At 71.5% G+C, this 22,251-nt stretch carries 20 protein-coding genes; 6 read left to right on the top strand and 14 right to left on the bottom strand.

Translation table 11 applies throughout. The features are described 5' to 3' along the window. Positions 1-101 precede the first annotated feature (101 nt). Entirely contained in the window at positions 102-494 is a 393-nt protein-coding gene (locus FSY98_RS10850) for an SIP domain-containing protein (protein ID WP_144876517.1), read from the bottom strand. Between the two features lie 104 nt (positions 495-598). Here FSY98_RS10850 and FSY98_RS10845 point away from each other — a divergent pair, with 104 nt between their 5' ends. Beyond that, positions 599-862, top strand: coding sequence for a glutaredoxin domain-containing protein (locus FSY98_RS10845; protein WP_144876516.1), 264 nt, complete (start codon positions 599-601; stop codon positions 860-862). A gap of 67 nt (positions 863-929) precedes the next feature. Next, on the top strand, positions 930-2,708 hold the full coding sequence (locus tag FSY98_RS10840; protein ID WP_144876515.1) for an aldehyde dehydrogenase family protein: 1,779 nt from the start codon (positions 930-932) through the stop codon (positions 2,706-2,708). 36 nt (positions 2,709-2,744) lie between these two features. On the opposite strand, the gene pip is transcribed toward FSY98_RS10840, so the two are convergent. Then, positions 2,745-3,713: a prolyl aminopeptidase gene (gene pip, locus FSY98_RS10835; RefSeq protein ID WP_186307623.1), complete on the bottom strand. Its 969-nt coding sequence runs from the start codon at positions 3,711-3,713 to the stop codon at positions 2,745-2,747. 51 nt (positions 3,714-3,764) lie between these two features. Here pip and FSY98_RS10830 point away from each other — a divergent pair, with 51 nt between their 5' ends. Then, a complete protein-coding gene (locus FSY98_RS10830; protein ID WP_144876514.1) occupies positions 3,765-4,394 on the top strand; it encodes a hypothetical protein in 630 nt (209 codons plus the stop codon). Between the two features lie 19 nt (positions 4,395-4,413). Here the strand turns inward: FSY98_RS10830 and FSY98_RS10825 are convergent, their stop codons facing one another. Then, positions 4,414-5,292, bottom strand: a complete 879-nt coding sequence (locus FSY98_RS10825; RefSeq protein WP_144876513.1) for a neutral zinc metallopeptidase — start codon at positions 5,290-5,292, stop codon at positions 4,414-4,416. A gap of 76 nt (positions 5,293-5,368) precedes the next feature. On the opposite strand from FSY98_RS10825, the gene FSY98_RS10820 reads away from it, so the two are divergent. Both FSY98_RS10820 and FSY98_RS10815 read left to right on the top strand, forming a co-directional pair. Next, the gene (locus FSY98_RS10820; protein ID WP_144876512.1) at positions 5,369-6,358 is read left to right on the top strand and encodes a malate dehydrogenase; all 990 of its coding nucleotides are present in this window, start codon (positions 5,369-5,371) and stop codon (positions 6,356-6,358) included. Between the two features lie 52 nt (positions 6,359-6,410). After that, positions 6,411-6,884: a recombinase family protein gene (locus FSY98_RS10815; protein WP_144876511.1), complete on the top strand. Its 474-nt coding sequence runs from the start codon at positions 6,411-6,413 to the stop codon at positions 6,882-6,884. Between the two features lie 49 nt (positions 6,885-6,933). Here the strand turns inward: FSY98_RS10815 and FSY98_RS10810 are convergent, their stop codons facing one another. The 9 genes from FSY98_RS10810 to FSY98_RS16720 form a co-directional block, all read right to left on the bottom strand. Continuing rightward, on the bottom strand, positions 6,934-7,404 hold the full coding sequence (locus FSY98_RS10810; protein WP_144876509.1) for a TY-Chap domain-containing protein: 471 nt from the start codon (positions 7,402-7,404) through the stop codon (positions 6,934-6,936). Positions 7,405-7,407: 3 nt separating this feature from the next. Beyond that, positions 7,408-7,890, bottom strand: a complete 483-nt coding sequence (locus FSY98_RS10805; protein ID WP_144876507.1) for a DUF6301 family protein — start codon at positions 7,888-7,890, stop codon at positions 7,408-7,410. Positions 7,891-7,924: 34 nt separating this feature from the next. Beyond that, the gene (locus FSY98_RS10800; RefSeq protein ID WP_144876505.1) at positions 7,925-8,824 is read right to left on the bottom strand and encodes a hypothetical protein; all 900 of its coding nucleotides are present in this window, start codon (positions 8,822-8,824) and stop codon (positions 7,925-7,927) included. After that, on the bottom strand, positions 8,821-9,240 hold the full coding sequence (locus FSY98_RS10795) for a hypothetical protein (protein WP_144876503.1): 420 nt from the start codon (positions 9,238-9,240) through the stop codon (positions 8,821-8,823). The genes FSY98_RS10800 and FSY98_RS10795 overlap by 4 nt, the downstream gene beginning before the upstream one ends. An 8-nt stretch (positions 9,241-9,248) precedes the next feature. Then, positions 9,249-13,541, bottom strand: coding sequence for a hypothetical protein (locus tag FSY98_RS17000; RefSeq protein ID WP_144876501.1), 4,293 nt, complete (start codon positions 13,539-13,541; stop codon positions 9,249-9,251). A gap of 4 nt (positions 13,542-13,545) precedes the next feature. Further along, positions 13,546-13,887, bottom strand: a complete 342-nt coding sequence (locus FSY98_RS10785) for a hypothetical protein (RefSeq protein ID WP_144876499.1) — start codon at positions 13,885-13,887, stop codon at positions 13,546-13,548. Then, a complete protein-coding gene (locus FSY98_RS10780) occupies positions 13,884-14,327 on the bottom strand; it encodes a WXG100 family type VII secretion target (protein WP_144876497.1) in 444 nt (147 codons plus the stop codon). Before FSY98_RS10780 ends, FSY98_RS10785 begins: the two co-directional genes overlap by 4 nt. A 50-nt stretch (positions 14,328-14,377) precedes the next feature. Then, complete coding sequence (locus tag FSY98_RS10775; RefSeq protein WP_144876495.1) at positions 14,378-14,671, bottom strand: WXG100 family type VII secretion target; 294 nt, start codon at positions 14,669-14,671, stop codon at positions 14,378-14,380. 108 nt (positions 14,672-14,779) lie between these two features. Beyond that, complete coding sequence (locus FSY98_RS16720) at positions 14,780-15,514, bottom strand: FHA domain-containing protein (protein WP_186307621.1); 735 nt, start codon at positions 15,512-15,514, stop codon at positions 14,780-14,782. A 212-nt stretch (positions 15,515-15,726) separates the two neighbouring features. Here FSY98_RS16720 and FSY98_RS10760 point away from each other — a divergent pair, with 212 nt between their 5' ends. Next, on the top strand, positions 15,727-16,782 hold the full coding sequence (locus FSY98_RS10760; RefSeq protein WP_260857358.1) for a hypothetical protein: 1,056 nt from the start codon (positions 15,727-15,729) through the stop codon (positions 16,780-16,782). Between the two features lie 93 nt (positions 16,783-16,875). Here the strand turns inward: FSY98_RS10760 and FSY98_RS10755 are convergent, their stop codons facing one another. Together FSY98_RS10755 and FSY98_RS10750 are read right to left on the bottom strand one after the other, a co-directional pair. Continuing rightward, positions 16,876-21,213: an FtsK/SpoIIIE domain-containing protein gene (locus tag FSY98_RS10755; RefSeq protein WP_144876486.1), complete on the bottom strand. Its 4,338-nt coding sequence runs from the start codon at positions 21,211-21,213 to the stop codon at positions 16,876-16,878. Continuing rightward, the gene (locus FSY98_RS10750) at positions 21,210-22,238 is read right to left on the bottom strand and encodes a hypothetical protein (RefSeq protein ID WP_144876484.1); all 1,029 of its coding nucleotides are present in this window, start codon (positions 22,236-22,238) and stop codon (positions 21,210-21,212) included. Before FSY98_RS10750 ends, FSY98_RS10755 begins: the two co-directional genes overlap by 4 nt. Positions 22,239-22,251 lie beyond the last annotated feature (13 nt).

Genomic DNA, 22,251 nt, shown 5'->3' with positions numbered 1-22,251 from the left:
GCGCCGTCATCCGGCGCCGACGGGAGCGGCCGACGGCGAGCCGGACCGCGACCGATGTCCGGCATGCCGCTCGTCCGCTCGTCCGCTCGTTCGCTCGTCCGCTAGTTCGCGACGCCGAGAAGGCTCCGCGCCATGCGGGCGACGTGCGGCGGCGTGTGGGGTCCCAGCCACACCGTCCATTGCGCGGGCGGCTCGGAACACGCCCACTCCACGCACCAGGCGTGGACGGCGTTCGCGAGGCGCTCCCCCTTCGTGTGCTGGCGGATGCCGTCTCCGCGCAGCAGCCACCGCACGGACACGCCCTCCGGGACGTCGATGTGCCGGAACTGGATACGGGCGGCGGCCTCGACGAGGATCACACCCTCGGCATCCCACGGCAGACGCCCGGCGATCGTCGCGATGAGGCCGACATCGGCGGCATCTCCGGCGATGAGCACTGCTCCTTCGATGCAGTCCCAGTCCGGATCGTCGAGGTGCTCGCAGGCTGTCGTCATGCCGATCAGTCTAGGTAAGGGTTACCTAACCTGGCAACCCTCCACCCCGACGTGCAGCGCGTCATCCCGACGCCTGCTTCTTCGCGCGGACGTACCCTTGATGCATGACCACTCCCGCAGAATCCACGATCACGATGTTCGGCGCCGACTGGTGCCGCGACTGCATCCGCACGAAGAAGCAGCTCGACGAGCTGGGCGTCGAGTACACCTACGTCGACCTGGTCGCCGACCCGTCTGCCGCTGACGTCGCCAAGGAGATCTCCGGTCGGACGAACATCCCGGTCGTGCTCTACCCGGACTCCTCGCATCACGTCGAGCCGTCGAACTCCGACGTCGAGGCGAAGCTCCGCGAGCTGTCGCTGATCTGACCCCTCCCTGACCGGTCATGCGGCGGCTCGGCGGCCTAGGCTGGAGACCCGTCCGAAGGAGACGCCGATGACTTCTGCGACCACGTCCGCCTCGCCCGGAGCCGGCTCCGGTTCCGGCTCGGCGGAGACGCCAGACCTCGACGAGGTTGAGCGGGCCCGCCTCGATGCGGCCATCGCCGACGTGCACGCCGGATCCGCCACCTGGGCGGGGCTCACCCTCGCTCAGCGGGTCACGCTCCTCCGTCAGGTGCGGACGAGCGTGGCCGCGGCGGCGGAGGACTGGGCAGTCACGGCGGCCGCCTCGAAGCGGCTCGACAGCCGCCATCCGCTCCGCGGGGAGGAGTGGCTGAGCGGGCCGTACAGCGTGCTGGGCGCGCTCGATGCGTACATCGACACCCTCACGCGTCTCGTCGACGGGCGCAACCCGCTCGACGGCGTCCGGATCAGCCGTGCCCCCGGTGGCCGCACGCGAGTGCATGCCTTCCCGCTCACGGGCATCGACCGGTTCCTGCTGTCGGGCTTCACGGGCGAGGTGTGGCTCGAACCGGGCGTCACGCCGAACGGCGCCCGCGCCGGCGCCGGCCTCGCACAGCGCACCCCCGCGGCATCCGGGGGCGTCGGGCTGGTGCTCGGCGCCGGCAACGTCACATCCATCCCCGTCCTCGACGTGCTCTACGAGCTACTTGCGCACAACCGCACCGCGCTGCTGAAGGTGAACCCCACGCAGGACGCCCTGGTGCCGGTGTTCCTGCGGGCCCTGGCGCCGCTCATCGGCCCGGGGTTCCTGCGCATCGTGCGCGGCGGTCCGGCCGTCGGCGCTCACCTCACCGGCCATCGCGATCTCGTCCACGTGCACATCACCGGGTCGGCGGCCACCTTCGACGCCATCGTCTGGGGAACCGGGCCGAGCGCCGCGAGTCGACGCCGCGAGAATCGGCCACGGCTGACGAAGCCCATCACCGCGGAGCTCGGCGGGGTGTCGCCCATCATCGTCGTTCCGGGCGAGTGGACCGACGCCGACCTCACCTTCCAGGCCGAGCACATCGCGACCATGCGCCTGCAGAACAGCGGGCACAACTGCATCGCCGGCCAGGTCGTCGTCGTCTCATCGGACTGGGCGCAGGCCGACGCGTTCCGTGCAGCGCTCCGGCGCGCCTACGCGAACGCCCCGGAGCGCCCGATCTGGTACCCGGGCTCGTCGTCGCGCCTCGACACCGCGACCCACGACTACCCCGACGCCCTCGTACTCGGCGATCGGCTGCTCGTCGAGATCGACCAAGAAGAGGATGCCGCGGCGCTGCAGAGCACGGAGTACTTCGCCCCCGTGCTCGGTGTCGTCTCGCTACCGGGATCGGGGCAGGCGTTCCTCGACGCCGCCGTCTCGTACGCGAACGATCGGCTGCAGGGCACGCTCGGCGCGAACCTGCTCATCGACCCGGCCACCGAGAAATCCCTCGGCACGGGGTTCGAGCGCGCGATCGCCGCCCTGCGGTACGGCTCGATCGCCATCAACAGCTGGACCGCGTTCGGGTTCATCATCCCGACGCTCACCTGGGGCGCGTTCCCGGGCAACACCATCGACGACGTGGGCAGCGGCATCGGCGTCGTGCACAACGCGCTGCTGCTCGACGGCGTCGAGCGCTCCGTCATCCGCGGTCCGTTCCGGCCCTTCCCCCGGTCCCTGCCGATCGTGAACAGCGGTGGCCGGTTCACGATCCTGCCGAAGCCGCCCTGGTTCGTCTCGGCACGCACCGGAGCGCAGGTCAGCGAAGGACTGACACGTTTCCGCGCGCACGGCGGCATCGTCGAGCTGCTGAAGACGCTCGCCGCGGCACTGCGCACCTGACCACGGATCGGCCAGTGGATCGACCAGCGGTCGGTGTCACTCGGCGAAGCGGTCGGTCGCAGCACGCAGCGCTCGCTGGATGCCGGGCTCCGACGCCGCGTGACCCCCGTCGTCGACGACGACGAAGTCGGCTTCCGGCCACGCCCGATGCAGATCCCACGCCGTCATCATCGGTGTAGCGGCGTCGTGGCGCCCCTGCACGATGACCGCCGGGATGTGCCTGATGGCCTCGACGCCGGCGATGAGCTGCCCGTCTGCCCACCAGCCGCCGTGCATGAAGAAGTGATTCTCGATGCGCGCGAAGGCCGTCGCGAATCGCGGGTCGCTCATGCCGTCGACCTGTTCGGAGTCGGGCAGCAGGGTGACGGTGGCCGCCTCCCACCGCGTCCACGCCACCGCCGCCGGAACGTGCACGGCCGGATCGGGGTCGAACAGCCGGCGGTGATACGCCTCGATGAGGTGGGAGCGCTCGAGAACGGGGATCTGTGCGATCAGGTCCTCGTAGAGATCGGGGAACAGCGCGGCGGCGCCGCCCTCGTAGTACCACTCGAGTTCGATGCGGCGGAGGGTGAAGATGCCCCGCAGCACGAGCTCGGTCACCGACTCCGGGTGCGCCTGCGCATAGGCGAGGGCGAGGGCGCTCCCCCACGATCCCCCGAACACCTGCCACGCCGTCACGCCGAGATTGCGTCGCAGCAGCTCCAGGTCGGAGATGAGGTGCGCCGACGTGACGAAACGCAGGTCGGCGTCGGGCTCGCTCGCGTGCGGAGTGCTGCGACCGCATCCGCGCTGATCGAACAGCACGATGCGGTAGCGCTCGGGGTCGAAGAATCGGCGCTGCCACGCAGACGTGCCGCTGCCGGGGCCGCCGTGCAGGAACACGACCGGCTTGCCCTGGGGGTTGCCGCTCACCTCCCAGTACATGCGGTGACCGTCGCCGACCAGCAGTTCGCCCGTCTCGTACGGCTCGATCGGCGGATACAGCGCATCCAGGCTCGTCGTCATCGCAGTCCCCCTGGTCGAAGCAACACCTCGTCTACACGCTAGCGTGAGGGAATGGGTTTCACGCCGCTGCGGTCGAAAGCACGCAACCTCTACTCCTGGTTCGCGACGCGACCCGACCTGTTCGAATCGGAGCGGTCGCCCCGCAAGACGATGGGGTGGGCGATCGTGGCCGGCGTGATGGCGGTGCTCGCCCTGCTCGTCTACCTGAACCCGACGGCGACGGTCGAGCTGCTCGGCGGGCGCATCCGCGGCGGCCTCGCGATCGCCGGGGCGTTCGCGCTGCCGCCGATCATCATCGTCGTGTGCATCGTGATGATCTTCGTCGGCGCGCGGCGCTGGCGCGTCAAGGGCGGTGGCGTGCTGCAGAACCCGGTGATCCACGGCTTCAGCGCCCGCTTCCCCGTCGATCGAGCGATCGACGCTCTTCTGCGGGGCAGCTCGGACAGCGCGGGGGTCATCGCCGCGCTCTCCGCCATGCAGAAGGATGCGGGAGACGAGCGGCTGCTCACCATCTGGTCATCGGATGCTGATCGCGCCATGTACATCGGCGTGCTGCGCGTCGACGGGAACACGCAGTGGATCGACGCCGAGCCCGTGCAGGTCGACCCAACGCACTACTTCGACGCGAAGAAGCACGACCTCGCTGCGACGCTCGGCAAGTCGACCACCGACGGCGTCTGAGACGCGCGCTGCGCGATGATCAGAGCTGGTCGCCCGCGACGGTGAGCGGCTGCGAGCAGGAGTCGAGACCGTTCTCGTATCCGGACGCGAACCAGTACTGACGCTGCTCGCTCGAGCCGTGCGTGAAGCTCTCCGGGTTCACCGTGCCGCTCGACTGCTCCTGGATGTTGTCGTCGCCGACCGTGAACGCCGCGTTCAGAGCATCCTGCCGCTCCGCCTCGGTGCTCGGCTGGAGGTAGGGCACGCCGTTCTTGTCCTTCTCCCCCTCCATCTGACCGATCCACGCTCCGGCATAGCAGTCCGCCTGCAGCTCGATGCGCACGCCGTTGCTGTCGGGCCCGGTGCCGTTGTTCGGATACCGCTCCATGTCGCCGGTGATGTACTGGATGTGGTGTCCCCACTCGTGGCCGACGATGTAGAGCTGCGCGAGGTTGCCGGCCGATGCGCCGAACTGCTGCTGCATGAGCTGGAAGAACGTCGGATCGATGTACACCGTCTCGTCGGGCGGGCAGTAGAACGGCCCCACGGCGTTCGACGCCGTGCCGCACGAGCTGGCCGTCGCTCCGTCGACGATGATCAGCTGCGGCGGCTGGTAGTTCTCGACGTGGTCCTCCCAGTACCCGTCGAGGGCGAGCTGCGAGCTCGCGACGCGGCAGTCGACGTTCTCGTTCGCGTCCTGACCCGTCTCGCAGTTCTCGATGACGCTGCCCTCCGAGGGCTCGGAACCGGTGCCGCCGGTTCCGCCGAGGAGTCCGGAGAGGTCGATGCCGAGCAGCGGACCGGCGATGAGCGCGATGATGCCGAGCAGGCCCACACCGCCCGCGCCGGCCACGACGGCTCCGCGGCCCTTGCGACGAGCGGTGTTGCCGGAGACATCGGCGTCAGGGTTGAAGGTCATTCCCCGAGGGTACTCCGGCCGGATGCCGCACCCGCGCAACCACCCGCACCGCGACCGGTCGTCGTAGGCTCGGGTCATGAGCACCACAATCACGATCACGGGCGCGGGCGGGCAGATCGGCTACGCGCTGCTGTTCCGCATCGCCGCCGGAGACCTGCTCGGACCCGACGAGAAGGTGCGGCTGCGGCTGCTCGAGATCCCCCAGGGGCTCGGCGCGGCAGAGGGCGCGGCCCTCGAGCTGCAGGACGGCGCCTTCGGCCTGCTCGAGCACGTGGAGGTCACAGACGACGCGGCGATCGGATTCGACGGATGCGATCTCGCTCTGCTCGTCGGCGCCCGACCGCGGGGGCCGGGCATGGAGCGCGGCGATCTGCTCGCGGCCAACGGCGGCATCTTCGGGCCGCAGGGCGCGGCGATCGCCGCGAACGCCTCGCCCGACGTTCGGGTCACGGTGGTGGGCAACCCGGCGAACACCAACGCGCTCATCGCCGCGGCATCCGCCGACGGAGTGCCGCCGTCGCGCTTCACGGCGCTGACCCGCCTCGACGAGAATCGCGCCCGCGCACAGCTCGCCCAGACGCTCGCGGTTCCTGTCGACACCGTGCGTCGCGTGCCCATCTGGGGCAACCACTCGGCGACGCAGTTCCCCGATGTGTCGCACGCGACCGTGGCAGGCGAGCCGGCGGCTGAGGCGCTCGAGACCATCGTCGGCGACGTGCCGACCTGGCTCGACTCCACGTTCATCCCCCGCGTCGCCAAGCGGGGTGCCGAGATCATCGAGGTGCGCGGTTCGTCGTCCGTCGCCTCCGCGGCCAATGCGACCCTCGACCATGTCCGCGACTGGGTGCACGGCACCGAGGAGTGGACATCGGCCGGCGTCGTCTCGCAGGGCGAGTACGGGGTGCCGGAGGGGCTCGTCTGCTCGTTCCCCGTGCAGTCCGTCGACGGGGAATGGCGGATCGTCGACGGACTCGACGTCAGCGAATGGGCCAGGAAGCGCATCGACGTGTCGGTGGCCGAGCTCCTCGAGGAACGCGACGCCGTCGCGGCACTCGGCCTGCTCTGAACGGTCGCCGCAGCAGCGGAGTTCAGGGCACAATGGATATCGGAGGTGCGCGATGAGCGAGACGATCGATCCCCTGAGGGCGGCGGCATCCGTCGACGAGCCCGTGACGAGTCCGCTGCACCTGCCCCACGCCGCAGCCGAGTGCCCGAAGTGCTTCACCGAGCTGCAGCAGAATCGCGACTTCTGGCTCGCCCGCCCCGACGGCTCCCGCCTCGTCGGACTCGTCGTCTCACGCGACGATATGCCGCCGGTGGTCGAGCAGCGCGACGACCTCACCCGCTTCGGCGTGCCGATCGACGGCTTCCGCCACCCGGCCCCCGACATCCTCGAGAGCTGGAACGATCGTCTCTCCCGCCTCATCGGCACGCTCCGCAAGGGCGATGTGCTCGTGGTGGCGAACATCCGCGCGCTCGGACGCGATGCGGACGAAGGCGCCCGCACGGTGTCGGAGCTGCGCCGTCACGGCATCATCGTCAAGGTGCTCAGCCACAACGCGCGCCATCTGGCCGACGCCGCCGCTCGCTGAGAAGCCCACCCGCGCCGGGTCGGGTCGGGCCCGAAGCTCGGGTAGGAACTCAGTTGGCCGCGAGGCCCAGCGTGGGGAGGTCGAGCGGATCCTCGCCGCGGTCGAGGGCCGCGATGCACTCCTCCGACCAGGTCTCCCCCTCGGGCATCTGCTCCGACTCCCGCCAGGCGCGGTACGCCAGGTCGTCGGGACCGGCGATGCCGTACGCGTCGCGGAGGGCGCGCACGCAGCGGTCGGCGAGCGCCCCGTACTCATCGGTCAGAGCAGGCAGCGGCAGCGACGACGTCCAGTTCGGCTGAGCAGGGCCCGGCGGCGTCCACCCGGCGCCCGCGAGGACGGATTCGTCGGCGCCCTTCGCGACGTCGATCGAGGGCGCCTCCGCGTCCAGCCGACCGGGCCGACCGGCGAACTGCACGTAGCGGGCGGGGTCGCTCTCCGAGGCGATGATGAGGAACACGCGATCGGCGACGTGCCGGAACGTCGCCGTCAGGCTGTCGCCGAACTCCTCCCAGGTGGACATCGCTCAGTACCCCAGCTTGCGCTCGACCTCGACGCCCTGCGGCGTCTCGAACATTCCGCGGATGCCGGAGGGCGACAGGCTGATCGAGACCCGTGCGCCGCCTGCGACGTCCCAGATCGCCGACGTCGTCCCCGCGCTCTCACGCTGCGTCGGCTCTCCCCACCGCGCGGTGCCCTCGCGCACGACCAGGGTGAAGGCATCCCCCATCGCCGCGGTCTCTTCGGCCGACGGTGTCGTGGTCTCGTCGGAGAGATGGAGGCTCACGTAGTTCAGGTGCCGGCGCGCGCCGATCGTCGAGACGTCGGGCACGGTGAAGCCCGAGACGGTGTTGATCAGATACGACTTGCCGTCCTCGACCTCGGTGGTCCAGCCCAGGTGTTCGACCGCGCGCTGCTGGGCCTCGTCGCGTGTGAGCGGCCAGGGCAGACCCGCCCAGAAGTCCATGAGGTCGCACGCCTCAGCGGGGGTCATCGCGTTCCAGCTCATGTAGAAACCCTATCGATCGGTGCGGAGGGGGATGTCACTCGGCGCTGCTCGCCGCTGTCGGCACTGAGAAGTCGGTCTGCTCTTCGCCGAGGCTCGTCACGTCCGTCAGCGGGACGACTCCTTCGTAGATGCCCGCGTCGGACTTCGTGAGCCCCAACGACTCCGCGTCGATCGCGTCGTGCCCGAGGAAGACGATGTGCGCGCGGCCTCCGGACTCACCCTGCTCGACGCCGACGAGCTGCACCCGGCGGCTGCGCCAGCGTCCGACGACGCGCACCGCGTAGAGACGGTCGACGTCGCTGAGAGCCGCCGCGCGCCACCAGACGCCGCGGGCGGACTGCCGCATGCCCTCGCGCTCCTCGGGCGCGCAGAGCACCGCGCTGCCGTCGGGAAGGACGTCGGCCAGCATCCGCTCCCCGTCGACCTCGGCCCAGACGCCGACGAGTTCGGGAGACCGCACCGGCACGGACGGGAGGGCGAAGTCGGGACGCACCGAGACCCACCCCTCGGCGACGTTCGCATACCCGGCGAGGATCTCCTCCCGCCCATCGGCGTGGGTGCGCCACAGGCTCGTGCCCGCCGGGATCGCGCTGGGCGCGAGCCACCAGTAGGGGACCATCGCGGAGGCGCTCTCGACGAACCCGGTGCCACTGGTCGGGGGGTGATCGCGGAAGGGAGGCACGACATCCTTCGTGCCGGGCGCCGCGAGCGCGAGGTACGGGGACGCAGGGATGCGCAGCGTGTCGAGGTGCGGCGCGTCAGCGGCGAACGGCGAGTCGGGGAACCCCAGCCCCAGCTCCGCGAACAGTGCGGACGGCGTGGTGGCGGCGCGCACGTCGTCACGGCGGACGACGTACCCCGCGACCCATCCGAGGCCCTGGCTGAGCCACGCACGTCCTCGTGCGGGCGTCACGGCCTTGATGAGTTCGGTCATCGTCTTCCTCCGTGGTCGGAACGCAGCCAGGGCGCTGGCACCGGCGTGCGCGTCGCGGTGATGCGCAGCTCCCTGTCGTTCTCGGGAACGAGCTTCACCCACTCGTCGCGCTCAAAGCTATCAAACCCGTTCTCGCGCGCCCGCGAGTCCTTCGCGATCGCCATGACCCGCCCGTCGTTGCTCGGCGAGATCCGCACCGGGAGACCCCGATAGGTCCCCGAGTGCGAGAGCCGGAAGCACTCCAGCCGCTCTTCGGGGGCGATCCGCCGTTCGTACCTGGTCGTCGCCCCCTTGGTCGCCGCGGCCTTCTCGAAGCCCTTCGTCGCGCGCTCCGTCCGCATCACCCAGCCGCTGCCCTGACTGACCAGGGGGTAGTCGACCCCCTGGTACCGCACATAGAGTCCTGGTGCCTGCACGGGGTCGCTCACACCCCGGGGCGGGGCGGAAGGAATCCGTGACCCGGGATGTAGATGCCCATGAGGCGCGGGCCGTCAGGCGTGACCGCCCAGAGGCGCGCCCCCTCCGACACGTTCATCCGGTCGGATGCCTCGTACTCGGGCCGCCACACGTCGTCGCGGTTCAGCAGGAAGCCGGACCCGGCGAACGGCTGGTCGTACTCGGCGGTGCCACCGAACTCCGGCGACAGCGGCACCCCGAGGAGGTCGACGTCGTCGGTCTGGAACTCGATGAAGCCGTAGGAGTCGGCGCCGGGCGCCGTGTACGGGTTCGTACCGCCGTTGTTCGGCACGTAGTCCAGCCGCGCGTCGGCGACGACCTGGTCGAGACCGCCCCACGGGTTGAGGTCGCTCGCGCGGGCGACGAATCCGCCGACCTGCGGGCCGTACTGGCCGTGCAGGTACTTGCTGACGTCGTCGAACGGCACGACCTTGACCATGCGGGTGCCCGGTGTCGGGGCATCGATCAGACCGCGCAGCTCGAGGAGCTGAGCGCGCTGATCGGTGGAGAGCTGCGACGCCGGCGTGTGGCGCAGATCGTGGAGGTCCTGGTTCGACAGTCCGTGCGCGTCGGCGAAGTCGCGGACGATCTGGTCGGAGCTCCGGTCGGGGCCGCCGCCGTCTCCGGCACCGTCGGCGGGATCGATCGGGTCGCCGCCGTCGGCGGTCGCGGTGTCCGCGAGATCCGCGGCCGCGGTGTCAGCGCCCGCGGTGCCGGCGGAGTCGGCGGTACCGGCATCCGTCGTCGAGTCGGCGCTGGATGCCGAGGGGCCGGCGTCGGCCGTGGCGGCGGCGTCGGCGTCGGCCGTCGGAGTCGCCTCAGCCGTGAGGTCGGCGTCCGGCGTGGGGCCGGCGTCGGCCGTCGGAGCCGCCTGGGTTCCCGGCCCGACGGGGCCGTCCGCGGTCGGTGACACGTGCGACGAACCGGCGCCGGGACGAGCCTGCACATCGGGAGCGAGCGTCGACGAACCGCCGCCCGTGGCGTGCGGAGCCACACCGCTGCCGCCGCCGTGCGGCGGGGTCAGCGCGGCGTCGGAGCCGGGAACACGCACCTGGCTGCGATCGATCTGGAACTCCGAGACGTGGATGCTCCCGTCAGGGCGCGCCTGCACGAGCTCGTACCGCACGTCGAGCGTGCCGTTGCGGATCGCCTCGACCACGCGGGGGTCCGCCCCGGGGCTCGCGGCGTACCGCTCCAGCTGCGTCTGCAGTCGGGGGTCGCGGCCGGCGATGTCGTTGAGGTACGCGGTCGTGCCCTGCTCGGCGCGGACGCCGTCGACGGTGCGGTAGCCGAGCGAGGAGTTGCCGCCCTTCGCCTCGTAGACGTGAAGGGTCGGCGGGTTGCCGGAGATCGTCACGTGGTCGAATCGACCAGACGACGCCCCGCCGGAACCGATCAGCTCGATCTCGCCCCTGGCGGTCGACACGGCGTTCGCCGCTCCGTCGCCCATCTCCTCGGACACCTGTCGCAGATCCGCGAGGATCTCTCGACGCTCCGCGACGGCTTCACGGAGGGACTCCGCCTGTCGTTCGGTGATCACTCCGTCACGACGGAGTCCGTCGATCGAGGCGTCGATCTCCTGGGAGCGGCCCGTCAGGACGTCCGGATCGATGCCGGTCGACTCGACCAGCTGATCGATGCGATCGCGTGCGCCGTCGGCCTCGAGCTGCAGGTCGTCGCGCTCTGCGACCTGCGTGCTGTGCTCGGTCTGCGCGTCGCCCTGGGGTTCGAAGGTCGACGTCTCGCCGTGCACGGCACGGTCGACCGGCAGGTCGTCCACATCCGGGCGGTTCGTGTCGGTGACGAAGTGGTGGGTGTCCTCGTCGTGCAGTCGACCCGCACGGTCGCGGTACGTGTTGTCGGGGTCACCCTCGATGGTGCGACGCCCGTCCGGGCGCTCGTCGTAGGGGCGGCCGTGCGCGTCCTGCGTCGGACCGCCGTCACCCCACTGCTGCGGCTGATCGCCGGCAGAGGATGCCGGGTCGGCGGGCGCGTGGGGCGCTGCGTCGTCGGCCGTGGCGCCGGAGCCGTCGGCATCCGCGCCGTCTGCATCCGCGCCGGAGACGTCTGCATCCGCACCCGTGCCGTCTGCGCCGTTGCCGTCAGCGGTCGTGCCCGAGCCGTCGGCGGTCGGATCGACGTCGAGGTCGACGTCCGTCGGCGGGGTGGAGTCGAGGTCCAGATCGACGTCGCTCGGGGTGGTCGCGTCGCCGTTCGACGACGAGCTCCCGCCGTCGGTCGACGTACCTCCGTCTGCGGGGCTGCCCGTCCCGACCGGAGCCGAGTCGCCCGCGGTACCCGCACCCGTCCCGACCGGAGCCGAGTCGCCCGCGTTGCCCGCACCCGTCCCGACGGGAGCCGAGTCGCCCGCGTTGCCGCCCAAGCCGGACGAGTCGCCACCCGCGCCCTGCGGCGCCGGGGTGCTGTCAGGGGCGGTGGACCCGCCGTCCGTAGCGGAGGACGTCGAGGCGTCGGACGACGTCGAGGCGTCGGTCGACGTCGAGGCGTCGGTCGACGTCGAGGCGTCGGTCGACGTCGAGGAGTCGGTCGACGTCGGCGTGCTGTCGACGGCGGGCGAGTTGTCGCCACCCGTCGAGGACGAAGACGACGAGCCGTCCCCGCCCGTCGAGCCGCCGTCGCCGGCACCGCCCGTCTCCGGGGTCACGTGGATGTCGGTCGCGGTCGGAGCCTCGCCGTGGTTCGTGGGCGCTGCGCCGCCGTCGGAGCCGCCGCCGCCCACATCGCCGCCCTGCCCCGCGGGGCCGTCGTAGTCGGAGCGGGGTGCGCCCCCGCCGTCGCCGCCGGAGGCGTTGGCCGCATCGCCGACGCCGGAAGGCCCGTCGTAGTCGTTGACGTGCACGCCGCCGCCGTTGCCGCTGCCACCGGCTTCGGCACCGCCGCGGCGCCCGGGAACACGAGAGGTTCCGGTGAGGCCGACGCCGGAACCGCTGTTGCCGCCACCCGCGCTCGCGCCACCACGGCGACTGGGGAGTCGCGCCGAACCGGCGACGCCGAGTCCGGCACCCATCGCGACCGCCGACGCGCTGATCTCCTCGCCGCGCACAGCAAGGTCGACGACCGTGCCACCCGCGCCTCCGGAGCCGTTGGCGAGGGCCTGCACGACGAAGCGCTCGCCCGCCTTGCCGAACGGGGCCACGATGGCCGCGGTGAGCGAGCTCCCGGCGAAGCCGGAGAGGAATGCGGCGCCGTAGTTGGCCTCGCTGCCCTGCACGGTCTCGGCGATCACCGAGGCACCCGTGCCCGAGACGACCTCGATGCCGGCGCGGGTGAGCTTGGGGAACTTCGTCGCCGCGCGGGCGAGACCGGGGACGATCGCGCGCAGGCGCGCTGCCAGGCGCGTGGCCGTCGCGACGCACCGCGCGACGAGGGCACCGATGCGCCCTCCGATCGCTACGACGCGCGCCGTGATGGCTGCCGCACCGGCGACACCGGCCGCGCCGAACGTGACGAAGGAGAGCGCGAAGCTGAGGCCGGCACCGGCGACCACCTCGATCACCAGCTGGATGAGCATCTGCCGGGTCTCTTCGAGGGTGTCCCGGATCTGCTGCGCGTACTCCCTGCAGATGTCGTCGATCTGCCCGATGCCCTCGTCGTCGCTGAGGAAGGTCGTCAGACCGTCGGCGAAGTCGTCGATCTTCTGCGTGATCGCCGAGACCTCGCCGCTGTCGATGCCGGCGAGGGCGTTGTCGCCCATCCGGATGTCGTTGCGGAGACTGCGGATGTCGGAGAGGATGCCCCTCCACGCACGGCCGGCCTCTTCGAGCTTCTCGGGGTCGCCGTCGGGGAACAGCGTGCCGATGAAGTTGAGGATCTGGTCCCAGACCCACACGGCCGCGCTGTCCAGCCCCTGCACCATCGTGTCGGGGCGACCGCCGAACGCGGAGGGCGGCGGAGCGACGCTCATCTCGGCGATCTCCGGGCGCAGCACGAATTCGGACGCGGCGTCGTAGACGATCCGCTCGGCGTTCGCGTTGGCCTGGGCGTGCGTGCCGCCGGTGGCCATGAGGGTGCGGTCGAGACCGCGCGCGGCGACCGCGATGTCGTACAGCGTCTGCAGCGCGGCGCCCGCCATCGCGTCGTAGGACTCGGCGAAGGACTCGCCACCGGGGTCGGTGCCGGCGATGCCGCCGTAACCGCCGAGGTCGCCGCGCGCCGAGATGGCGTAGTTCTGGGCCTGCTGAGCGATCGTGTCGTATGCGTCTGCCGCGGTCGAGAACTTCGCGGGGTCGATTCTCACCATGAGGTCACACCGCCACGGGTCCGCCGCCGCCACCGGTGCCGCCGCCACCGCCGCCGCCGCCCCACATGCTGCCGGCGGAGGATTGCGCGGTCTCGTACTGGGTGGCGGCGTCGCCGGCCCAGGTGGCGAGGTACTCGGCGAAGGAGGTGAGGATCGTTGCCCCGACCTGCCAGGTCTGCACCGTGTTGACGAACTCGTTGTTCGCGATGCCGCTCCACTGCGCGCTCACTGCTCCGGTCGCGCCGGAGGCGTGAGCCTGCAGCTCGCCGCAGTAGCCGTGCAGCTGCTTCAGCGCGGACTCGAGCCCGCGGATGTCAGCCGTCTCGTACGTGTGCAGCCCGCTCATGCGGTGTCCCCCTTGAATGCGCGTGCGTCGATCGTGACGTCGGCAGGCATGGCCTGCACCTCGGTGATCTCTGCGGCCGCCGGCTCGGCCGACGCCTGGGCCCCGCCGTTGTTGCCCCCGACCCCCGGCACGCGGATGTTGACGTTCGACGACCTCGAGGCGACCGTGAGCTGGGCCTCGTTGCCCTCGTAGGTGCTCTGGCCGCTCTGCAGCCGAGCGGCGATGCTCATGAGCGCCTCGCGTGTGACGCCCGCGCTGGTGAGGAAGGACGTCCATTCCTCGAGGAACGCGTCGGCGGCGCTCCCCGTCCAGGTCGACCCGACGACCGCGTTCACCGCAGCCGTGACCTGTGCGAGCTGCGCATCGAACTGCGCGACCGCACCGGTCATCGACGCTGCAGAGAACCCCAGCGCCGGCGTGGATACGTGGAACTGCACCACGAGGCATCCCCCCTCACATCAGCGTGCCCGGCGCACCGGGCTGAACGGACTTACGAACGGAAGCTGTTGCCGATGTTGTTCTCGGACTCCTCGTAGGCCAGCGCGGCCTTCGAGAGCTGGTCGCTGATGCCGTTGAGCGACTCCTTGAGCTGGAGACCAGCGGCATCCCACTGCTCGTAGAGCTCGTTGAAGGTCTGCGAGGCGGAGCCGCCCCAGTCGCCGGCGATGAGGCCCTGGACGAGCGACTTCAGGTTGCCGAGCTGCGACTCGATCGAGGTCGCACCCGACGCGAGCTGGTTGGCGACGCCTGCGAGCGACTCGGAAGTTACTTTGATCTCAGCCATGTCATACCCCCTGTTTGTGCGGCGACGCCGCGGAATAGGTCCGGGTACTTTCTAACACGCGCGGGGGTGCGGAGCCGATGGGGAGAACTCCCCATCTGGCGGATGGTGTCAGGAGATGTGTAGAACGGCGTCGCCGAGCAACAGCCGGTCGCCCGGAGTGAGGGCGGTCGGCGTGCCGGCGACCAGGGCGTACTGGACCCCGTCGCGGTCGAGCAGCGTGCCGTTCGCGGAGCCCGGGTCGGTGGCGATGACGGCGCCCGCTGCCGGGCCGAGCACGAGGTGCACGCGCGACATCGCCCGCGCCGGGTCGTCGAGTCGCACGGGCGCACCCTGGTACGCGCCGGCTCCCCGCTCAGGCGAGCGGCCGAACACCAGCACGCGATCGAGGCCGAGGCTCTGGCCGTCGGGGAGGGTCACGGTCGTCGGCACCGCGGGTGCGGCAGCGGACGACCGGACCTCGGCCGCCGGCTGCGCCGGCTCGGGCTGCGATGCGGCAGCGGCGGGGCCATCGTTCGCCGCGGCGGGCTTCGGCGCCGCTGCGGGCTTCGGCGCCGCGGCGGGCTTCGGCGCAGCGGCGGGCTTCGGCGCAGCGGGGGCGGATGCCGCGGCGGGGGCGGATGCCGCCGGTCGGGGCTGCTCGGCGGCGAGCGGCGCCGGGAGCGGCACGGGCGGCAATGGCTCGGTCGGACGGTGCTCAGCGGGCGATCCGGCCGTGGTGGGGGTCGCGCCGCCGGGGAACGGAGGCACGGCGTTGCCCGGCATCCCGATGAGCTGCCCGCACGACGGACAGAACATGCTGTCCGGGCGCACGGCCTCACCGCAGAAACGGCACTGAGTGCTCATCCGACTGATCCCCCGTCTTGGTCCTGCTGCGCGGTGATCACGGTCACTGCGCCCGCGTCAGTCTATCCCGCCGGAGGGCGCTCGAGCCCTCCGGGTGACCCGACTCACGGCACCCGCGTCGCCGTTCGACACCGACGTCGCAGATCCCTGCCGAGAAGCTGCGACGGCGATGCGGATCTGCGACGGCGATGCGCGTGAGGCAAGCTGGCGTCGTGACGGATCTCGCTGACGAACTGCTGCACGGACCCCGCGGGCGCCGACTGTGCCTCGACGCGGCCGCCTCGACCGACGATGAGCTGAGCCAGGCCGTGTTCTGGCTCGGCCACCGCCTCGACCCCAGCCCCGGCACACTGATCCGCTTCACCGCGGACGGCTCCGACCCCGAGCCTGCGGAAGACCCGACCTTCACGGAGGCCGATGTGGCCGGACTGGTGCGACGGGTCGACTCCGGCATCCTCACCGCCGAATCCGCGCGCGAAGCGCTGCGCACCACCGTCGACGCCGCGCGGTACTGGCAAGAGCCGGACGGAACGGATGCCGTCGCCGCGCTGCCGTCGGTCCGAGACGCGCTCCGTCCGGTGGCCGAGAGACTGGTCGCGCTCCTCCCCGACCTCACCGCCCCGTGGGCGTCGGCGCAGTGGACGGTCGACTGGCGCCCGGCATCCGACGGCACCGCGATCACACACCCCTCCAGCGACCTGCTCTCGGCCTGGACGCGCGAGCACCACGACGACGAGAAGAGAGCCGAGCGCGAGCGACCCCACGACGTGCACGCGCACTTCTCCGGACACTGGTGGTCGGTGCCGTACCAGTTCCCGACGTCGCGCGGACGCATCGCCGACGCCCTCGAACTCGTCGAGGATTCTCTCGGGTGGGAGGTCGCCACCGTCATCCCGGTGCGTGGAACGGGCCGGATCCTGGAGATCCGCTCCGCCGACGATTGGGCCGCGCTGTGCCGGGAGTTCCCGCTGGAGGCGACCGCATCCAGGCGGCACGACTGGTTCCGCATCACCGGTCGAGACGGCCGCTGGCTGATCCCCGACTGGGAGCGGATCGCCGAGCGCTGGGATGCCGTGCACCTCACGACGCTCGGCTACCTCTCCGCCGCCACGCGGTGCATCGACGTGGACGATGAGTACGCGACGGTGATCGCGGGCTGGGCCCCTGATTCGACGGTGTGGCTCGGCGACGTCGTGCGCGAGTGGCACGAACCCCGTCAGCAGTGGCGGCGAGAGCCGCACGAGAACACCTGGGTGGCGGAGGGCTGACCCTGACCCGCGTCGCAGAAGTGCGTCCGCGTCGCAGTCCTCAGCCGGGAACGTGCGACGCGGACGCGGATCTGCGACGTGGGCGCGACCGGATCACGCCGTCAGGTCGGGCACCTGCACCGGCATGTACGAGCCGTCGCTGAACAGCACGCCGTTTCCCGGCGTCGCGCGGCCGACGTGCGTGCGCGCGAGCTGCACGCCGAACACCTGGGTGCCGACGATGGTCGACGGCGGAGACAGCAGGATGCCGGCTCGACCCTTCTTCGCCTCGGTCAGCGCCACGGTGAGCGAGGACCCCGCCGACTCCGCACCCACGCCGACGATGAAGCGGGCGTGGCCGCGGGCCCCGCCGAGTGCGCGGTCGAGCGCGGTGTCCCTGATCGACTCGCTGTCGTCGACCACGACCGTGAGCGGCTGGTCGGTCGGCGCGAGTGCCGCCGTGATCTCCTCCTCCGGCGTGCGGGGCGATAGCACGGTCACACCGTGGCTCTTCGCGACCTCGGCGAGGATCGACCCCTCCCTGGCGACGATGACCATCGGCGTCTTGTGCCAACCCAGCTGATGGGCGATGGCGGCGAGGGTGTGGGTCTTGCCGCTGCGGCGGTCACCCGCGACGACGAAGCCGCCGATCCCCGGCCAGTCGACCGTGATGCGCGACAGCTGGTCGCCGCCGACGGCGACGACGGGCGTCTCGGCAGTGGACCCCGAGAGCAGCGGCAACGTCGGGACGACGCTGAGCCCGATGCGCGAGGGCAGTGGGTCGACGCGCATCGGCTGCGGCAGCTCGGCCAGCTGCGGGAACTGGCCGAAGTGGCCGCGCACGTATTCGACGATGCCTCGCGCGGCGGCGGTCTGCGCCTCTCCCCCGGCATCCGCCGACAGCACGGCGATCTGCGCCTCCGTGCCTTCGGAGCCGAAGAGGGCACGCCCCGGTGGCATGTTCGGCGCGAGGTCGCGGATCATGATGCCGGCACCGCGGTAGTCGTTGATGTCGCGCATGCGCAGCGCGTACTGGGTGTCGATGAACGTCGACACCTTGTCGGACGAGATCGACCGGTCGGCCGTGAGGATGAGCCGCAGGCCGACGGCGGGCCCCTCGCGCAGCAGGCGCATGACCTGGTCGCGGACGAGCACCATGTCGTCGGCGCTCATCGAGGCGCCGAGGCGCTCCCACCCGTCGATCACGACGATGTTGTACGGCAGGGCGTCACGGGCGTCGACCTGACGCCGCTGTTCGGCGATGCTGCCGACGCCGGCCCTGGCCAGGGTGGCCTGGCGACGCGACAGGTCCATGCCGAGGCGATCGAGCAGCCGGGGCAGGCGCGCCGCATCCTGCGGGGTGACGACGGCGCCGGTGTGCGGAGCCTCGGCGAACGGCAGCAGCGCCCCGGTGCCGTAGTCGACCGCGTAGATGTGCAGGTCGGCCGGTGTGAAGCGCTGCACGGCCTGCGCGAGCAGGGTGCGCACGGCGGTCGTGCGCCCTGAGCGACTGCCGCCGAAGAACAGCAGGTGCGAGCCGGTGAGCGCGTTCCACACGAGCGGACGCTGGTTCTGCTTCGACGGCACGTCGACGAGGCCGAGCACGAGGCCGCCCTCCGGGGCCGACGACTCGTCGAAACGGTCGAGCGGCAGCAGGTCGGGCAGCGGCAGCAGCCACGGCGACGGGCTGCGCTCGATGCCGAGGGCGGTGGCGGCCTGGTTGGCGAGCTGCACGAGCCCGCGCAGGTCGGTGTCGTCCTGGTCGGGGCGATGCGTGGCCGTCTCGGCGGCGGGGAAGCGCGGAGGCAGCCCCACCGTCTGCCAGTCGTACCGGGCGGCGGGCGGCAGCACGCGGGTGGTGCGCTGGTGGCCGATGCGGAGGCCGGCGACCCGCGCCGTCTGGAACGGCGCCGGCGCGGCATCCAATCCCGCACGCACGTACCCGCGGCCGGGCGTGGATGCCGAGATGAGCGCCGCATCCGGCACGCCGATGATGTCGGTCGAGTCGGCGCGGTCGGTCACGCGCAGGGCGATGCGCAGGTTGATGTTGGACTGCATCTCGGGGGTGATGACACCAGACGGTCGCTGCGTGGCCAGCACGAGGTTGACCCCCAGCGAGCGGCCGACGCGGGCGATGCGCACGAGGCCGTTGATGAAGTCCGGCAGCTCCGTCTTGAGCTCGGCGAACTCGTCGACGACGATCATGAGCCGGGCGAGTCCCAGACGGGCTGCGGCCTCGGCATCCTTCTCCCATGCCGCATCGACGTCCTTCGCTCCGATGTCATCGCGGAGCACGCGCTCGCGGCGCTTGAGCTCGGCGTCCAGCGAGGCAAGGGCCCGCTCGGTCTCGCGCGCATCGAGGTTCGTGACCATGCCGACGGTGTGCGGCAGGCGCGCGCAGTCGGCGAAGGCCGAACCGCCCTTGTAGTCGATGAGCACGAAGTTGAGGGCGTCCGGGCGGTTCGCGAGCGCGAGCGAGATGACCAGCGCCTGCAGGAACTCCGACTTTCCGGAACCCGTGGTGCCGGCGACGAGCGCGTGCGGGCCGTCGGTCGCGATGTCGATCGCGTACTCCCCCTCGGCGCCGGCGCCGATGACGACGTACGACTGCCGCGGCACGACCTGCCACTGGTCGATGATCGGCTGCGGATCGGCGAGGTCGATGCCGAGCAGCTCGGTGTAGCGGACGCTGCTGGGCACGGTCGCGTCGTCGCCCACACCGCGCACGTGCTCGATCGAGCAGAGCGCCCGCGAGATCTCTTCGGCGTAGGCCACGCTGACCTGGTCGAACAGCACGGGCGAGTGGTAGGCGTCGCCGGACTCGACACGGCCGAGCAGCGGGTCGCCTGGGTCGGCGACGACGACCGTGGTCGCCTCCTCCGGCAGACGCGAGCGGTCGGAGTCGATCGCGATGACATGGATGCCGTAGGCGGCGCCCTGCTCGAGGATCGTCACCATGCCGGGGAGCATGCGGTAGCGGCGGGCGCCGTCGACGACGAGCACGATCTGCGACTCGGACTCGAGGCGGCGATCCCGACCGATCCGCATGCGGATGTCGAGCAGCGTGCCGATCTCGCGGATCCGCTCGCGGCGCGTGAGGTCGGTGTTGCCGATGAGCGCCACGGGGCCGACGCCCGGCTGCGCGTGCGGGAGCCACTGCACCCACGACCACGCGTGTTCCTGATCGCGATCGCACAGCACGACGACCTGCAGGTCGCGCGGCGAGCGCAGCGCCACGAGGCCGGTGAGCATGGCCCGCGTCACCCCGCCGGTGACGTCGGCGGGTCCGGCGACGCCCACGGGACCGGAGGCGAGGTCGACCGCGACCGGTGACGGGGAGACGCCAACGCGTCTGTCGCTGCGGCGCTCCTTCTGCGGTCCGCCCTCGAAGCGCACGTCGAGCGGCACATCGGCGACGCCCACTCGGGCCCGCAGCGCATCCTCCTCGCTGCGGCGGCGCTCCCAGAGTCGGGAGAGCGGACGGGTCACGACATCACGGATGTACACCGGGTCGAGGTGGTGGTACCAGCTCGTGAGTCGCTGCTGGCGCACGTGCACCGCGATGCGCTTGCGGGCGTCGTCGATCTCGTCGATCCAGTCGGCTTCGCTGCGCTCCCCCTTGCGACGGGCGAGCTTCTTGTTCGCGAAGAACGAGCCGATCACCATCACGGGCGATGCGGCGGCCATCAGGAGCATGATCGGGCGCTGGAACACGAACGCCAGCGTGATGCCGAGGACGACCGGCACGATCGCCGACAGCCACGGCAGCGGAGACGCGTCCTGCTCCTCCGGCTTGTCGCCGGGCAGCGGGATGACCGGGGGCACCTGCGACGGACGGATCCGTGACGGACGGTTGAACGCCCGGGTGCCCACCTCGTCGATCGTGATGTCGGCGTCGGATGCCGGGGCGGCGCCGATGCGGACGACACTGCTGCCCAGCTGCACGAGGTCAGCGGGGACGATGTCCGTGGAGCGCTCTCCGGTCGACCCGTTCACGACGAGGTCGGCGTCGGGTGCGAGCAGCTCGATGCGCGCGGTCACCGGGAGCAGCGAGCCGTCGGCGGCGAGTCCGCCGGAGACCGTGATCGAGGCGTGCTCTTCGCCGAGATGCGGATCGGCCACGCGGACGGCCGCGGTGGATCCGCGACCGATCGTCGTGGCGACCCCGGGGGACATCGGCACCGACTCCCCCGCGAACGGTCCGGCGACGAACTCCAACCGCAACGTGCCGGGGTCGAGCATCACCTGACGGCGGGAGGGGACCACCACACCGCTGCGAAGGCCGGTGGCGGTGAACGCCGAGGCGGGATCGGTGCCGGGCGCGAGCTCGTCGACGGGGACGTCGAGCGACTCGCCGATCTCGGAGATCGTGGTCGCCTCGTCGATCTTCACGATCCACGACTCGGGCTGCGGCGCCCCTGGGCGGTCGGCGACGGTCAGCCGAAGGCTCATGATGCGGGTATCCCTTCCAGAAGCTGGGCCAGACCGGCGAGCGGCGCGGCGTCGTCGGCCTGCTGCTCGTCGACCGGAGCCGACACGAGCGACAGCGGCGCTTCACTCTCCCACGAGGGAGCGGCGAGCGCGACGTCATCCGCGTCGGGGTCGTCGGTGATGCTGCCCCAGGCGAAGCGGCCGTCGTCGGCGACCACGCGGAAGAGCAGCTGTGCGGGGCCGGTGCCGCTGCGCTCGACGTCGCCGTCGGCGGTGCAGCGGAGGCCGATCGACTGCGGCGTGCTGCACACGATCACGGCATCGTCGCCCCAGGTCTGCTCGACGACGGGGATCGCCGTCGCGTCTCCGACGACGTGCAGGCCGCCGACCGTGGGGGCTGGTGCGGCGATGATCGAGACCGTGAGTTCGATCGACACCGACTGCCCCGCGTCATCGGTCACCGTGAGCGGCACGACCACGTCGCCGGGCGTCGTGGCGCGCAGCGCGAGGTGCGTGGGGCTGACGCCGGCCGACAGCCCGGGCGGCGGGTCGTCGACGCGGATGCGGGCTCCGCCGTCGTCCGTGCAGACGGCGCAGGTGATGGCGAGGGCCGACAGCGGCACGAGCGCCTGCTCCCCCACCGCGATCGGGAGGTCGAGACGATCGACGCCGACCTCCGGCACGGGCGGCGGTTCGAGCCGCACCCGGTAGTCGATCGAGAGCCGCGTGGCGCCGGACACCTGCGGCACCGTGAGCGTCTGGGTGCCCAGGTCGGTGTCGTATCCGGCGGAGACGAGCTGGACCCGGTCCTCGGCGCAGGTGACGGTGATGCCCTCGAGAGTGCCGACGCCGCCGCAGTCGATGATCCATCCCTCACCGGGGCGGATCTCGCTCTCATCGGAGTACGACACCTCGACCGCGCCGCCGGATTCGGGGGCCGACGCGGCCAGCGCGCTGGACGCGACGAGCGGCGACCCCAGCAGCAGGGCACCGGAGAGGACGGCGAGAGCGAGAGCTCCGCGCCGGCGTCGGTGCGTCGAGGTCATGGGACTCCAGGGT

Origin of the sequence: Microbacterium sp. 1.5R, from assembly GCF_007667425.1 — a bacterium.
In the GTDB taxonomy this organism is placed as follows: Bacteria; Actinomycetota; Actinomycetes; order Actinomycetales; family Microbacteriaceae; genus Microbacterium.
Note: the sequence above shows the minus strand (reverse complement) of the source record. Positions and strands in the feature narration are given on the sequence as shown.